Here is a 14,367-nt window from a genome sequence, read left to right as displayed (position 1 = left end):
CAATCCCATTTTCATGCGCGTCTGGGGGGCGCGTATTTTTTTATAATACACCGCTGGTGTGCCCCCCACGGGGAATTTTAAATTTATTGGGTGGCGCGGGGGTAAAACCGCCGGGCGCCTTTGCCGTTTCAAGCTTCAGGGATTTCGCCATGACCGCTTCATCAAGCCCGCAAGCCGGCCCGCTCGATTTCTTCTGGTTCATCCCGACGCATGGCGACGGCTCCTATCTCGGCTCCGAACAGCAGCAGCGGCCGCCGGAGTTCGCTTACTTCAAGGAGATCGCACAGGCCGTCGACCGGCTCGGCTTTCCCGGCGTGCTTTTGCCGACCGGGCAGAATTGCGAGGATTCCTGGATCACCGCCTCCGGCCTTGCAGCGCTGACGGAAAAGCTCAAATTCCTGGTGGCGCTACGGCCCGGCGTGACGTTGCCCACCTTCGCGGCGCGCCAGACGGCGGCGCTCGACCGGCTGAGCAATGGCCGCCTGCTGCTCAATGTCGTGGTCGGCGGCAACCCGACCGAGCTTGCCGGCGATGGCGTGTTCCTGCCGCATGATGAGCGCTATGCGCAGGCGCAAGAGTTCCTGACCATCTGGCGCGCGCTGGTGTCGGGCGAGAGCGTCAACTTCAACGGCAAATATTACCGCGTCGACAATGGCCGCCTTGACCTTCTGCCGCAACAGGAGCGGCCGCCGCTCTATTTCGGCGGCTCGTCCGATGCCGGCCAGGAGCTCGCCGCCGATCTCGTCGATATGTACCTGACCTGGGGCGAGCCGCCGGCGCAGGTGGCGGAAAAACTCAGCGCGGCGCGCAAAAAGGCTGAACGGCGCGGCCGCAAACTGCGTTTCGGCATCAGGCTTCATTTCATCGTGCGCGAGACCGAGGAAGAGGCCTGGCGCGCCGCCGACCGGCTGATCAGCCACGTCACCGATGCCCAGATCGAAAATGCCCAGGCCCGCTTCACCAAGGAGATGGACTCTGTGGGACAACGGCGCATGGCCGAACTGCATGGCGGCCGCCGCGACAGGCTGGTGGTTTCGCCCAATCTGTGGGCCGGCGTCGGCCTGGTGCGCGGCGGCGCCGGCACCGCGCTGGTCGGCTCGCCGGAGCAGATCGTCGAGCGCATCCGCGAATATCAGGCGATCGGCATCGACACCATCATCGGCTCTGGCTACCCGCATCTCGAGGAAGCCTACCGCGTCGCCGAGCTTCTGTTCCCGCGTCTCGGCCTGGGCACCAGGCGGGCACGGGCGCATGAGAACATCGCCAATGAATTCGCCGTCGGCTTCCACGGCGCCAACCGCCTTCAGGCGTCGTCATGAGCCTGGCTCAACGGGCCAAACAGAACGGCATCGGCTGGCTGCTGCCGGCGTTGGTCATAATTGGCTGGGAAGCCGCCAGCCGCGCCGGCGTGATGCCGGCCAATGTGCTGCCGGCGCCGAGCGCGGTGGCCGAGGCCTTCTGGCGGCTGACGCTATCGGGCGAGCTGATACAGAACATCGGCGTCAGCACGCTGCGCGCGCTGGCCGGCTTTGCCATCGGCGGCTCGATCGGCTTTGCACTCGGCCTTGCCAACGGGCTGTCGGCGCTCAGCCGCGGCCTGACCGACACGACGCTGCAGATGATCCGCAACATCCCGCATCTGGCGCTGATCCCGCTGGTCATCCTGTGGTTCGGCATCGACGAGGAAGCAAAACTGTTCCTGGTGGCGCTCGGCGTGTTCTTCCCGATCTACGTCAACACGCTGCTCGGCATCCAGAGCGTCGACCCGCAGCTGGTCGAGATGGGCAGGGTCTACGGCATGGACCGCCGCGCGTTGTTTTTTCAGGTGATCCTGCCCGGCGCGCTGCCGGCGATCTTCGTCGGCCTGCGCTATGCCTTAGGCATCATGTGGCTGACGCTGATCGTTGCCGAAACCATCTCGGCCAGTTCCGGCCTCGGCTACATGGCCATGCAGGCACGCGAATTCCTGCTGATCGATGTCGTCGTGCTGTCGATCCTGATCTATGCGCTGCTCGGCAAGCTTGCCGACAGCTTCGCCCGCCTGCTCGAGCGGCTGTCGCTCGGCTGGCATCCCGCCTTCCAGAACGCCTGAGGGTTCGATGCCAACCGCCAGCCTGACCGCCATCCGTTCCTTCGTCGCCGCGCCGGAACCGTCACGGCCGGAGGAGGCCGTCGAAAGGCAGCGCGCCTTTGCCTTCAAGGGCGTGGAAAAGCGCTTCGGCGACAAGGTCGTGCTCGACGGCATCGATCTCGATGTGCCCGTCGGACAGTTTGTGGCCGTCATCGGCAAGAGCGGCTGCGGCAAGAGTACGCTGTTGCGGCTGCTGGCCGGGCTCGATCGGCCAACCGCTGGATCCCTTACATTCGGGCCGGAGGCGAAGGCCGGCGCCGGGGAAGAGAGCCGCTTCATGTTCCAGGAGCCGCGGCTGTTGCCCTGGGCCAGCGTGGTGAAAAACGTCGAGGTCGGGCTGACCGGGCTTGCCACCGGTGCGGAAGCCAGGCGGCGCGCGCTCGCCATCCTGGGTGAAGTCGGCCTCGCCGACCGCGCCGACGAATGGCCCTCGGTGCTGTCGGGCGGCCAGAAGCAGCGCGTGGCGCTGGCGCGTGCACTGATCGGACAGCCAAAGATTCTGGCGCTCGACGAGCCGCTCGGCGCACTCGATGCGCTGACCCGCATCGAAATGCAGCAGCTTCTGGAACGCATCTGGCTGGAGCAAAAATTCACCGCCGTGCTGGTCACGCATGACGTCGCCGAGGCGGTTGCGCTCGCCGACCGGGTGGTGGTGATCGACGAGGGCCGCATCGCGCTCGATCTCGACGTGTCGGTGGCGCGGCCGCGCCGGCGCGGTTCGGTCGAGCTTGCCAGGCTGGAGGGCAGGATTCTGGATCAGCTGTTCGGGTAGAGCCTATCGCGGGCAGGGCATTCTATCCGAACCGGATAGATAGGTAACAGAATGGACCGGCAATATGGGGTGGCTGTTTTCTTGCTCGCCGGGTTGGCCCTGTTTGCGACTGCGGGTTTGACCAGCGCCTTCCCCCACTCCGTCACCGCTTCGCGGCGCCACCTCTCCCCCCTCCGGAGGGAGAGGAAGGGAGCCAGGCCGCATGAGTTCGCGCCCCTGCAAGGCTCGCGCCTTTCCTCTCCCCCGTCGATCGGGGGAGAGGTGTCGAGCGAAGCTCGACGGAGTGGGGGTCGATCTGTGTGGGTCGATTTTTCGTCGCAACTCACCCCCGCGAACGGCTCGCCCATACCAGCCCGGCGAAACCGACCAGCATGGTCACGATGCCGATATAGAGCCATTGCGACTGGCCGGTCATGAAACTGCCGCCGACCACGCCAATGCCCTGCAGCGACCACAGCGCGCCAATGGCGAGCACGATCAGCGCCAGCAGATATCTGAACAGTCTCATCGCCAAGATTCCTTTCCGAAGTCGATCGTCAACTGCGCCATGACAGTGATGACAGAGCGAAAGGACGGCGCCCAATCGCGCTCTCTTCTACTTGTACTATAACGTCCTGCCTTGCTCACGGAATCTGTGAAACAGCTCGCAATATCGCTGGCGATACGGCCGCGCCACACGAAAGATGCCTGACAAACTGTTTCCCAGCGACTCCAAACGTGTGCCAGTGCCACGGAACTGCCCGATGCTTGCCGCATTTCCTGCCTTATTCGACACTTAACGGCTGGGGTCTGTCGAAAACGGAGCCAATCCCCCCAACATGAAGAAAACAAACCAGACCGCGCTTGTCGCGCTAACGGTCGCGGCTGGCCTGATGGTCGGTGCATCCGCCTCCTCCGCCGCCGGCCAGTGCGGCCGCGCCTCCTGGTACGCACTGCATTCCAGGACCGCCAATGGCGAACGCATGAACCCGTCGGCGCTGACCGCCGCGCACCGCAGCCTGCCTTTCGGCACCAAGTTGAAAGTGACCAACCAGAATAATGGCCGCAGCGTCATCGTGCGCATCAACGACCGCGGCCCGTTCATCAAGGGGCGCGTGCTCGACCTGTCCAAGGGCGCCGCCGGCCAGCTCGGCTTCATCGGCTCGGGCCATACCTCGGTGTGCATGGCGCGCGTCTAGATCTGTCCAAGTCCGGCCCGATCGGGCCGGACGCATCCTGCCCCCGTTGTCCAACAGCCTTCCATTTTGCAGTGCACATTGAGCCGGCTGCACCCGCCCAACGCGGTTTCTCAAGGCCTCGGACGAAAGATTGGCATATGTCACGCCACGTGACGTATTGCATCGCAGCAATATCTTGTTAACCTCCGCGCGAGACATTCAAGGCTCGGCGCTGTCCGTCGTCCCTTCGGTCACGGCAGCTGCGGAGTACCTGATGTTCTACCAGCTCTACGAAATGAACCATGCCGCCCTGCAGCCCGCGCGGCTTTATGCCGATGCAGTGCGGCTGTTCTACACCAACCCGCTCAATCCGTTTTCGCATACGCCGTGGGGCCGCTCGGTCGCTGCCACCGCCGAACTGTTCGAGCGCACGACGCGCCGCTACAGCAAGCCGCATTTCGGCCTGAGCAAGACCGTGGTCGACTGGAAGAGCGTCGAGGTCAGCGAAAAGACCGTGTGGTCGCGGCCGTTCTGCAATCTCACCCGCTTCGAGCGGTCGGTGCCCGCCGGGCGCAAGGCCGACCCCAAGCTTCTCATTGTGGCGCCGATGTCGGGCCATTATGCGACGCTGCTGCGCGGCACGGTCGAGGCGATGCTGCCCTATGCCGACGTGCACATCACCGACTGGGTCGATGCCCGCATGGTGCCGGTGACCGACGGCCATTTCGACCTCGACGATTATATCGACTACATCATCGACATGCTGCATGCGCTGGGGCCGGACACCCATGTGATGGCGGTGTGCCAGCCTTCGGTGCCGGTGCTGGCGGCGGTGGCGCTGATGGAAAAGCGCGGCGATCCCTTCGTGCCCTCGACCATGACCTTGATGGGCGGGCCGATCGACACCCGCCGCAATCCGACCGCGGTCAATCTGCTGGCCAAGGAAAAGGGCATCGACTGGTTCCGCGACAACGTCATCATGCACGCGCCCTGGCCGGTGCCGGGCTTCGGCCGCGAGGTCTATCCGGGGTTCCTGCAGCTGTCGGGCTTCATGAGCATGAACCTCGACCGCCACATCACCGCCCACAAGGACTTCTTCATGCATCTGGTCAAGCATGACGGCGACAATGCCGAGAAGCACCGCGATTTCTACGACGAATATCTGGCGGTGATGGACCTGACGGCGGAATTCTATCTGCAGACCGTCGACACGGTGTTCGTGCGCCATGCGCTGCCCAAGGGCGAGATGACGCATCGCGGCGAGGTGGTCGACACCAAGGCGATCCGCAATGTCGCGCTGTTCACGGTCGAAGGCGAGAACGACGACATTTCCGGTCTCGGCCAGACCCAGGCCGCCCACGATCTCTGCCCCAACATCCCGGCTGACCGGCATGCGCATTACATGCAGCCGGCCGTCGGCCACTACGGCGTCTTCAACGGGTCGCGATTCCGCTCGGAAATCGTGCCGCGCATCGTCGATTTCATCACCAGCTACGGCCGCCAGAACCGGGTTGCGGTGAAACCAAGGCTGGTCCGCTCCGCCAAAAGCTGAGGCTCGATCCGGCTGCAGCGTGCATTGCCCACAAAAGCGGGGCGATTTTGCGCGCCACCGGCGTTCTGTTGCACAATAGACGCTGTTGGGCGGGCGCGGGTAACCATGCCGAAGAATCTGGCTCCCCTTATAATTGACACGGAGTGTAAATCCCCTTTAACCTTTCGTTAAGAACAAGGGCGAACGGGGACAATGACTTCCTCACCGATGGCACGGACGCTGCGCTTGTGGGCGGCAGCAGGGCTGGCGATCTCTGCGTGCTGGGCAGTGCCGGCACTTGCAGGCGGCGCCATGGCGACGGGCGGCATGACCTCGCAGCCGATCGGCCACTATGATTTCTGTAAAACCCAGCCCGGCGAATGCTCGATCCGGCCGAGCAACCTCAACCCCGCCGCGATGACCGACGCCTTCATGCGCAAGCTGATCAACGTGACGTCAAGGGTCAACGCCGCCGTCAAGCCGATGAGCGACTACGACATCTATGGCAAGGACGAGGTCTGGGCCTATCCCGACAAGGGCGTCGGCGATTGCGAAGACTATGTGCTGGAAAAGCGCCGCCAGCTCTCGCGCTCTGGCGTGTCGCTGGCCGATCTCTTGATCACCGTCGTGCGCAAGCCGGACGGCGAAGGCCATGCCGTGCTGACCGTGCGCACCGACAAGGGCGACTACGTCCTCGACAATCTGACCGACAAGGTGAAGATCTGGGACGCCACCGGCTATCGCTTCCTCAAGCGGCAGGCCATCGACAACACCGGCCGCTGGGTCTCGATCCGCGGCGGCCAGCAGGTACTGGTCGGCGCGGTTCAGTAAATAAGGACGATGCATGTGAGCGCGTCGCTGCGAACAGCTTCGTCGGAAGCCCGCGGCTAATAACTTTCACGAGATAACCGCAAGTCGGCGCTGCCCCTCATTGCCCTGCCGGGCATTTCTCCCCGTATAGTGACGGGGAGAAAGATGCTGCCATCGGTGATTTCGACAATGGTCAACGCTGCGGAATAGGTGCCGGCGCAGCGGCTATCTCCCTTCTCCCCGTCACTACGGGGAGAAGGTGCCGGCAGGCGGATGAGGGCAGCGCTGCCCTCGAAATCTTATCTCTCGAAACGCCTCCTCAAAAAATTTCGCTACCTGCGTGAACCAAACCGTCTCCAGCGGCGACACACAGCCGTAAACAGAAACCCAACCATGGAGACTTCAAATGACTGCTTTCCTGCGTAGTGCTTTCCTCGCCGCCATCGCGGTATCGTCCCTGGCCGGATCCGCTATGGCCGACCAGACCGGCTGCGCCAAGAACAACCAGTGGGGCAATCGCTGTTGCGATCTCACCTCGGACTGCCTGGGTGGCGGTCGCGGCGGCGATCATGACAGCACTGGCGGCCGTGGCGGCCAGGCCGGCGCGAAGTAATCTCGCCATATGCCCGCTGGCTAACGGCCGGCGGGCATCGCCTTCAGGATGAAATGCCGGCGCTATTGATGAGCATTCGTGGCCTTGGCGCCGCCCTACTTACGCCGCTCCAGTGCCGCCCGGATCGAGCCGGTGATGCGGGCAAGCTCGGCTTCGTCCAGCTTCTCGATGTTTTCGGCCAGGAGATTGGCCAACTCGGTGGCGGCAGGACTGAGGCCGGACGTATCGAGTCTCACCCGCGGATGTGAGGCCTCGGCCAGACGCGCCAGCTCTTCGGCATCGTCCCAGATGACGTTGAAATAGCCGATGATCTTCTGGATCAGCGTCCAGGTCGGCGCGCCGCGGCGGCCATGTTCCAGCGCCGACAGATAGGCGGCGCTGACTCCGATCGCCTGCGCCATGTCCTTCTGGCGCAAGCCGCGCTCGGCTCGAAGCGCCCGCAGTTTTTCGCCGAACGGCGTCATCAGCGGGTTCGCCTGAGTCGAACGTAGAGCGCGCCCGAACCGCCGTGGTTGCGGGCGGCGTGATCGTGGCTGGAGACCAGCGGCCGGAAGGCAGGCGTCGACAGCCAGGCAGGCACGGCGCGCCGCAAGACGCCGTCGCCGCCCGACGACGACCCTTTTCCCGTAATGACGAGGACATAGCGGACCCCGCCGGCATGGGCCCGGTGCAGGAACGAAAACAGCAGCGAATAGGCCTCGTCCTGGGTCATGCCATGCAGATCGACGCGGCCTTCGATCGGCAGCCGGCCCTTCTTCAGCTTGTCCAATGTCGGCTCGTCCAGCGCGTGGGATACATGCTGCGCCTTCGGCTTGGCGGCGAGGACCGGACCGACAGCGACCGGCGTCTGTGCCGGCTTAGGGTCTACGACGATGTCGGGAATCTCGACCGCGGTCCGGCCCTTCAGCGGTCGGGCGGTACGCGCCACCAGGTTCCACAGCACCCGATCGTCTTCGTTGAGTTTATCGGGGCGCTTGCTCATCGATTCGATTCCGAAACGAGAGCGCGTGGAACCAAGGCATAGAAATCGGCCGCATTGCGAACGACGCCGGCGATCTCGCCGGCCGCATCGCCGGAGCCGGCGAACAGATCGCCCCGCGCCGGTCCGATGATGGCCGAGCCGGTGTCCTGCGCAATCATCAGCCGCCGGAACGGTTTTCCGTCGAAGGCGGTCAGCGACGGAGCGTCGATGTAGAAGGGGGTACCGAATGTGTGCAGCAGCCGGTCGACCGCGAGCGAACGGCCCGGCGTCAACGGCACCTTGGCGGCGGCGATTGGACCGGATGCGGCATCGTCGACATCGGCTTCGCGAAAGAAGATGTAGGAGCGGTTCTGCCAGAGGATCTCGTCGACGCGATCCGGATGCGCCCTGAACCAGGCGCGGATAGACTGCATCGTCACTTTTTCCAGTGGGATTTCGCCGAGTTCGGCGAGAATCTTCCCCGGACCGCTGAAACGTTGGCCGGATTTGGCGGCGTAGGAGACGCGGCAAAGCCGGCCGTCGGTCATCTTCAGCCTGGCCGCACCTTGCACATGGATGAAGAAGACGTCGACCTTGTCGGCAAGCCAGGCGATTTCCAGGCCTTGGCCGGCCAGCGCGCCTCTCTCGATCTCACTGCGGTCGAAATACTCCACCAGGCCCTGCGGCGCATCGCGGGCGAAGGCGAGATAGTCGTCCATCCCTCGAGGACGGTTGGCATCATCGATGTCGACGAGATCGGAAGGCCGCGCCAGCAGCGGCACCGTGAATTCATCCGTGCGCACTGGTGAGGCCTCGGCCTCGGGCTCGTAGAAGCCGGTGACCAGGCCGGGGTTTTCGAATCGAATCTGGACTGGGGCGAAATGGCGCTCGAAAAAACCCTTGGCCGCCGACCGATTCGCCGGCGAAACGGTGCGCGCCTCGTCATAAGCGCCGGCAAACGCGTCGAACCGGACGCCCAACGAACCGGTGCGGTAGGGCTTGTTCAGGACATGAAAGGCCGAACGGCGGAAGGCTTCGAAAGCGGGCAGATGGTCATCGAAATTCCAACCGGGAAGATCATCGAAGGACTTTTCCACGAAAAGCGGCGAGAGCGACACCTCAGCCTCGCCACTGCCGATGTTTGCCTGCATGTCGCTATCCCAAAAAAGCTGCCCGCACCGGGCGACATGCATAGGCTCAGTCTTCTTCCTCGGTGGCGACCAGCTTCCAGTTCGGATCGCGCGAGCGTGTGTCGCGGGCGAAGGTCCAGACATCCTTGACCTCGGCCACCGTCTCGGGATCGCCGTCGATGACGGCACCCGCCTTGTCGCGGGTCGCCGAAATCAGTTCGCTCACGATGCGCAGCGTGATGTGGGCCTCGCCGCCCTTCATCTCGGCCGAGACGATGTCGGCCTTGTCGATGCCGACGAAGGAGGACTGGATCTTTTCGGCTTTCGCCTCGCGGTCGCCAATCGCGGCAACGAAGCCGTCAAAAACCTCGCGCGACAACAGGTTCTTCAGCGTTTTTCGGTCGCCATCGGCATAGGCCATGACGATCATCTCATAAGCCATCTTGGCGCCGTCGACGAAGACTTTGGGGTCGAAGGAGGGATCATTGTCCTTGATCGCGCGCAGGCCCTTGTTGAGGTCGGTGTCGGGCTTGGCGAAGGCATCGATGGCCGCATAGGTCTCGGCAGCCGTCTCGCCCGGCATGCGCTTGCGTGGCAGCGAAACCACATTTTCGGGCTTCTGGGTCGCGTCCTTCTCGGTGCGGCTGGCCGTGTACGGATCGAAGGGCGGGCGCTCGCTGCCCGTGCGGCGGCCAAGCACGTTGCGCAGCTGGAAAAAGATCACCACCGCCGCAATCAGAAAGAAAATGGTGCCGAAGTCGAAGAATCCCATATCTTTCGCCAATCATCCCTGACCTGGCCGGGACCGCCAGCCAATCGGGCGGCGGTCGCATGGCGTTAAACATGCAAAGCATATAGAACGCATGGCGCAATCATTCAAATCAAAGGCAGGCATACCTATCTAACGGCCTCAGTGCCAGCGGCGATTATGCGCCGCCCGGCAAACATGGAAACGATCGGTCAAGACTTGCGCATTTCCTTCCTTCCTCTGTTCCTGCTTGCGCTGCCGCTGCTGGAAATCGCCGGTTTCGTCATTGTCGGCCGCGAGGTCGGGGCGCTGGCGACGGTCGGTCTGGTGCTGGCTTCAAGCATTGCCGGCGTGCTTCTGCTCCGGCACCAGGGTTTTGGCGTCATGGCGCGGGTCCGCGCCGAGATGGCCGGCGGCGGCGACCCCAGCCGCCAGCTCGCGCATGGCGCCATGATCGTGGTCGCCGCGATCCTGTTGATCATCCCCGGCTTCATCACCGATATTGTCGGCCTGCTGCTGTTCCTGCCGCCGGTGCGCGACCTTGCCTGGCGCAGGCTCAAGGGCCGCATCGTCGTCGCGACCGATTTCACCGCCGGCGGTTTTCGCGGCAGGTCGCGTGACAAGGTCATCGACCTCGACGACCGCGACTATTCGCGCGAGGACGATTTCAAGCGCGGTCCCGACCATAACTCGCCGTGGCGCCGCCTGAAGGACGACTGAACGTCACCTTGCCAACGACTGACTATTGACCCCTTTCGGCCTGAAGGCGGCAAACCTTGTCTTGTCTTGCCGACCATGCTAGCCAACGCCCGATTTCAATTCGGTCAGCGCTGCTGTCCAGGCAAAAGGAACAAGGCTCATGGCCAGCAAAGATGACGCGCCGGTCGGCGCCGCCAACGGCAACGGCGAAACGGCGCAGCCCTCGCTCAACGTGCTTGCCCAGTATGTGAAGGACCTGTCCTTCGAAAGCCCCGGCGCGCCGAACTCGCTGCGCGGCCGCGACAAGGCCCCAGGCATTGCGATCAACGTCAATGTCAATGCCAACCCGCTCTCCGACAAGCAGTTCGACGTCAATCTGACCTTGAACGCCAAGGCGTCCTTCGACCAGGAAGTGCTGTTCAATGTCGAACTGGTCTATGGCGGCGTCTTCGCCATCGCCGGCTTCCCGCAGGAGCACATGCTGCCGATCCTGTTCATCGAATGCCCGCGGCTTTTGTTCCCGTTCGCCCGCCAGATCATCGCCGAAGCCACCCGCAATGGCGGCTTCCCGCCGTTGATGCTCGACCCGATCGATTTTGCCCAGATGTTCCAGCAGAAGCTGGCCGAGGACCAGGCGGCATCGAAGGTCAAGGTGAGCTGAAGGCAAGCGTCACGCGCATGAGTTGAAAGCCCGGCTTCGTGCCGGGCTTTTTGTATACTGAGATGCTGGCGGGACAGCACCCCCTCTGCCTTGCCAGGCATCTCCCCCTCATCGCGACCATCGCCAACTTTAGACGTTGCAGGAATGGGCTGGAGCGGCGAAGCTGCTGATCTCCCCCCTTGAGGGGGAGATGGCCGGCAGGCCAGAGAGGGGTGTGACGGAACGCTACCTCCGCGATCCGTTCACCCCGCCGCCACCTTCAGCCACAGCGCCTTTTCACCCAGCGTCGCCACCAGCCCCGCATGCGCCGCTCGCTCGCCCTCAGTCAGGCGCGGCGGCAGGGCGATTGGCCTGGCGGCGATCGAGATGTCGATGTCGGCAACGTCGCCATTGCTGTTGAGCTGCACCACGACCGCGTCGAGGACAAGTGCGGCCTGCTTGCCGCCGATGAGTTCGATGTAGACCTCGGCCAGGAGCTCGGAATCGAGCAGCGCGCCGTGCTTGGTGCGGTGGCCGTTGTCGATGCCGTAGCGGCGGCAGAGCGCGTCGAGCGAATTGGGGCCCATCGGATGCTTGCGCCGCGCCAGCGCCAGCGTGTCGACGACGCGCCCGGTGTCTATGGCCGGCTGGCCGAGCCGCCCGAATTCCGTGTTGAGGAAGCCGATGTCGAAATTGGCGTTGTGGGCGACGAGCTTGGCGCCGTCGGTGAAGGCGAGCCATTCCTCGGCGATTTCGGCAAAGGTCGGCTTGCCGACGAGGTCGGCGGCGCTGATGCCGTGCACGGCTTGCGCCTCGACATGGACGGCGCGCCCCTGCGGATTGATGAATTTGTGGAAGGTGCGGCCGGTCGGGAAGCGGTTGACCAGCTCGACGCCGCCAAGCTCGATGATGCGGTCGTCGCGCATGTCGAGTCCGGTGGTTTCGGTATCGAAAATGATCTCACGCATAGAATCAACTCACTCCTGGAGGAGTAGAATCATGGAGCGCAACAAAATGGCAATGGGCAATGCCGACAGCCTGCCGTCAGGAGCCTTATGGGCGCGACTTATCCCCCAGGAGTTAGCAGGCGAGCTCAGCGCCCTGAGAGCTCGGCAATGATCGCGCCGACCGCGCTGCGGGCGGCGTCCATGCCTTCACCGGTGTCGATGACGAAATCGGCCTGCCGGCGTTTTTCGGCATCGGGCACCTGCTTGGCCAGGATGGCCGCCAGCTTTTCCTCGCTCATATCAGGACGCGCCAGCACGCGGGCGCGCTGGATATTGGCCGGCGCGGTGACGACGACGACCTTGTCGACACGGTTGCGGCCGCCGGTTTCGAACAGCAGCGGAATGTCGAGCACGACGAGCGGCGCGGCGGCGGCGCGGTGCCTTGCCAGAAAGGCATCGGCATCGGCCCGCACCAGCGGATGGACGATCGCCTCCAATGTCTTCAGCGCAGCAGCGTTGCCGAGCACGCGGCGCGCCAACTCGGTGCGGTCGACCGAACCGGCAATCACGGTGCCGGGAAAGGCCGCCTCGACGAGAGGTGCTGCCTTGCCGGCATAGAGGCGATGCACGGTCTCGTCGGAGTCATGCACCGGCACGCCGGCGTCGACGAACATTTTCGCCGTCGTCGACTTGCCCATGCCGATCGATCCGGTGAGGCCGAGCACGGTCATCATTTGGCGCCCATCATTTGCGACCCATCATTTGGCGAGGATGTCGGCGACGATCATCTGTCGCAACTCAGGCGTGACCTGCGGCATCTTGCCGAACCAGCGTTCGAAACCGGGCACAGCCTGGTGCAACAGCATGCCGAGCCCGTCGACCGTCTTCAAGTTTCTCGCGCGGGCAGCGGCAAGCAGCGGTGTTTCCAGCGGCACATAGACGATGTCTGCGACAATGGCGTGAGCTGGCAGGCCGGCCGGATCGGCGGCCAGCGTCGCATCGCCATGCATGCCAAGTGCCGTCGTGTTGATCAGCAAGCCGGCATCGCCAAGCAAGTCGCCGACCGCGCCATGCGCCGAGACGCCGGCCCCGAAGCGGTCGGCGAGTTCCTGCGCCCGCGCCAATGTGCGGTTGACGATGCGGATATCTTTGATGCCGCGCGATTTAAGCGCGTGGATGACCGCGCGCGACGCGCCACCGGCGCCGAGCACCACGGCCGGAGCGTTTCTCTCCCAGCCCCGGGCATGCTCGTCGAGATTGCCGGCAAAGCCGATCCAGTCCGAATTGCCGCCCCACAGCACGCCGTCGTCCAGCCACAGCATGTTGACCGCGCCGATCATCTCCGCCGCCTCGTCGCGGCGCTCGACCCGGGCGAAGGCGACTTCCTTGTGTGGAATGGTGACGTTGCCGCCCTGATAGCCATTGGCCTGGAGGGAAGAGAGGAACTCGGGAAAATCGGCCGGCGCGACATCGATCGCATGATAGCTGCCGTCGATGCCGTATGTGTTCAGCCAATAGCCGTGGATCTTCGGCGAGCGCGAATGCGCGATCGGATGGCCGGTGACGAAAGCTTTTTTCTCAACCATCGATGGCTCCGAGCGCACGCAATTCCGCCAGCACCGGTAACAGCGGCAGGCCGACAATGGTGAAATAATCGCCTTCGATCTTTTCGAACAGCTGGATGCCTTCGCCCTCGATCTGGTAGGCGCCGACGCTCGACAACGCCTTGGCGCCGACGCGGGCCAGGTGCCGGCCGACGAAGGCCGGATCGAGCTTGCGCATGGTAAGGCTGGCGATGCCGACGTGACGCCACAGCACCTTGCCGTTGCGGCAGAGCACGGCGGCGCTGTTCAGCTGATGCGTCTTGCCCGACAGCGCCAGCAGATGGCGGCGGGCGCCTTCCATGTCGGCCGGCTTGTGGAACACTTCATCTCCCAGTGACAAAGTCTGGTCGCAGCCGAGCACCAGGGCGCCCGGTCTGCGTTCGCTGACCTCGGTCGCCTTGGCTTCGGCGAGTATCAGGGCGACATCTTCCGGCGACACACCGCTGTCCTGCAACGGCGCCTCGAGCGCACGCTCGTCGACATCGGCAGGCACCGCTTCGATGCCGAGCCCGGCATTGATGAGCATTGCTTTGCGGAACGGGCTGCCGGAGGCGAGGATGATTTTTTCGGTCATGGGTTCTGGGCCTGGTCGATAGTGGTTGATTGGGGCAGGAGGTCGCGTTG

At 63.9% G+C, this 14,367-nt stretch carries 18 protein-coding genes; 9 read left to right on the top strand and 9 right to left on the bottom strand.

Annotated elements, in window-relative coordinates; genetic code table 11:
* The first annotated feature begins 149 nt into the window (after positions 1–149).
* Genes ssuD through NKI10_RS26010 form a run of 3 tightly spaced genes read left to right on the top strand, consistent with a single transcriptional unit; the run spans position 150 to position 2,903 of the window.
* Positions 150–1,319 carry an FMNH2-dependent alkanesulfonate monooxygenase gene (gene ssuD / locus NKI10_RS26020; protein WP_023687583.1) on the top strand — a complete coding sequence of 390 codons (1,170 nt, stop codon included), beginning with the start codon at positions 150–152 and terminating at the stop codon, positions 1,317–1,319.
* The gene (locus NKI10_RS26015; RefSeq protein ID WP_023692926.1) at positions 1,316–2,092 is read left to right on the top strand and encodes an ABC transporter permease subunit; all 777 of its coding nucleotides are present in this window, start codon (positions 1,316–1,318) and stop codon (positions 2,090–2,092) included. The genes ssuD and NKI10_RS26015 overlap by 4 nt, the downstream gene beginning before the upstream one ends.
* Before the next feature lie 7 nt (positions 2,093–2,099).
* Positions 2,100–2,903: an ATP-binding cassette domain-containing protein gene (locus tag NKI10_RS26010; RefSeq protein ID WP_023742008.1), complete on the top strand. Its 804-nt coding sequence runs from the start codon at positions 2,100–2,102 to the stop codon at positions 2,901–2,903.
* Positions 2,904–3,225: 322 nt separating this feature from the next.
* Here NKI10_RS26010 and NKI10_RS26005 read toward each other — a convergent pair whose 3' ends face one another.
* Positions 3,226–3,411, bottom strand: a complete 186-nt coding sequence (locus tag NKI10_RS26005; RefSeq protein WP_023710328.1) for a hypothetical protein — start codon at positions 3,409–3,411, stop codon at positions 3,226–3,228.
* Positions 3,412–3,721: 310 nt separating this feature from the next.
* Here NKI10_RS26005 and NKI10_RS26000 point away from each other — a divergent pair, with 310 nt between their 5' ends.
* The 4 genes from NKI10_RS26000 to NKI10_RS25985 all read left to right on the top strand — a co-directional run bounded on the left by NKI10_RS26000 (position 3,722) and on the right by NKI10_RS25985 (position 7,014).
* Entirely contained in the window at positions 3,722–4,081 is a 360-nt protein-coding gene (locus NKI10_RS26000) for a septal ring lytic transglycosylase RlpA family protein (RefSeq protein WP_352862262.1), read from the top strand.
* Positions 4,082–4,334: 253 nt separating this feature from the next.
* Positions 4,335–5,612: a polyhydroxyalkanoate depolymerase gene (locus tag NKI10_RS25995; protein WP_023672097.1), complete on the top strand. Its 1,278-nt coding sequence runs from the start codon at positions 4,335–4,337 to the stop codon at positions 5,610–5,612.
* A gap of 192 nt (positions 5,613–5,804) precedes the next feature.
* Entirely contained in the window at positions 5,805–6,422 is a 618-nt protein-coding gene (locus NKI10_RS25990; protein ID WP_023672098.1) for a transglutaminase-like cysteine peptidase, read from the top strand.
* 385 nt (positions 6,423–6,807) lie between these two features.
* Positions 6,808–7,014, top strand: a complete 207-nt coding sequence (locus NKI10_RS25985) for a hypothetical protein (protein ID WP_352862261.1) — start codon at positions 6,808–6,810, stop codon at positions 7,012–7,014.
* A 95-nt stretch (positions 7,015–7,109) separates the two neighbouring features.
* Here NKI10_RS25985 and NKI10_RS25980 read toward each other — a convergent pair whose 3' ends face one another.
* From NKI10_RS25980 to NKI10_RS25965, 4 genes are all read right to left on the bottom strand, one after another.
* Positions 7,110–7,478, bottom strand: a complete 369-nt coding sequence (locus NKI10_RS25980) for a helix-turn-helix domain-containing protein (RefSeq protein ID WP_023672100.1) — start codon at positions 7,476–7,478, stop codon at positions 7,110–7,112.
* The gene (locus NKI10_RS25975; RefSeq protein WP_023819319.1) at positions 7,478–7,996 is read right to left on the bottom strand and encodes a Smr/MutS family protein; all 519 of its coding nucleotides are present in this window, start codon (positions 7,994–7,996) and stop codon (positions 7,478–7,480) included. The genes NKI10_RS25980 and NKI10_RS25975 overlap by 1 nt, the downstream gene beginning before the upstream one ends.
* Positions 7,993–9,093 (bottom strand): murein transglycosylase A, encoded by a 1,101-nt coding sequence (gene mltA / locus NKI10_RS25970; RefSeq protein WP_352862265.1) that lies wholly within the window; start codon positions 9,091–9,093, stop codon positions 7,993–7,995. The genes NKI10_RS25975 and mltA overlap by 4 nt, the downstream gene beginning before the upstream one ends.
* A gap of 79 nt (positions 9,094–9,172) precedes the next feature.
* Complete coding sequence (locus NKI10_RS25965) at positions 9,173–9,877, bottom strand: Tim44/TimA family putative adaptor protein (protein ID WP_023672103.1); 705 nt, start codon at positions 9,875–9,877, stop codon at positions 9,173–9,175.
* Positions 9,878–10,072: 195 nt separating this feature from the next.
* On the opposite strand from NKI10_RS25965, the gene NKI10_RS25960 reads away from it, so the two are divergent.
* Together NKI10_RS25960 and secB are read left to right on the top strand one after the other, a co-directional pair.
* Complete coding sequence (locus NKI10_RS25960) at positions 10,073–10,573, top strand: FxsA family protein (protein WP_023687591.1); 501 nt, start codon at positions 10,073–10,075, stop codon at positions 10,571–10,573.
* Between the two features lie 139 nt (positions 10,574–10,712).
* The gene (secB, locus tag NKI10_RS25955) at positions 10,713–11,213 is read left to right on the top strand and encodes a protein-export chaperone SecB (protein WP_023672105.1); all 501 of its coding nucleotides are present in this window, start codon (positions 10,713–10,715) and stop codon (positions 11,211–11,213) included.
* 242 nt (positions 11,214–11,455) lie between these two features.
* Here secB and dnaQ read toward each other — a convergent pair whose 3' ends face one another.
* The 4 genes from dnaQ to NKI10_RS25935 form a co-directional block, all read right to left on the bottom strand.
* Positions 11,456–12,160: a DNA polymerase III subunit epsilon gene (gene dnaQ, locus NKI10_RS25950; RefSeq protein ID WP_023672106.1), complete on the bottom strand. Its 705-nt coding sequence runs from the start codon at positions 12,158–12,160 to the stop codon at positions 11,456–11,458.
* A gap of 125 nt (positions 12,161–12,285) precedes the next feature.
* The gene (coaE, locus tag NKI10_RS25945) at positions 12,286–12,870 is read right to left on the bottom strand and encodes a dephospho-CoA kinase (protein ID WP_352862264.1); all 585 of its coding nucleotides are present in this window, start codon (positions 12,868–12,870) and stop codon (positions 12,286–12,288) included.
* A 27-nt stretch (positions 12,871–12,897) separates the two neighbouring features.
* Positions 12,898–13,725 carry a shikimate dehydrogenase gene (locus NKI10_RS25940; protein WP_023827716.1) on the bottom strand — a complete coding sequence of 276 codons (828 nt, stop codon included), beginning with the start codon at positions 13,723–13,725 and terminating at the stop codon, positions 12,898–12,900.
* Positions 13,718–14,317, bottom strand: coding sequence for a Maf-like protein (locus tag NKI10_RS25935; protein ID WP_023685039.1), 600 nt, complete (start codon positions 14,315–14,317; stop codon positions 13,718–13,720). Before NKI10_RS25935 ends, NKI10_RS25940 begins: the two co-directional genes overlap by 8 nt.
* Between the last annotated feature and the right edge of the window lie 50 nt (positions 14,318–14,367).

It is taken from the genome of Mesorhizobium sp. M0802 (assembly GCF_040320115.1).
Classification (GTDB): domain Bacteria; phylum Pseudomonadota; class Alphaproteobacteria; order Rhizobiales; family Rhizobiaceae; genus Mesorhizobium.
The sequence above is the reverse complement of the archived record's forward strand: the minus strand, read 5'-3'. Positions and strand labels throughout refer to the sequence as shown.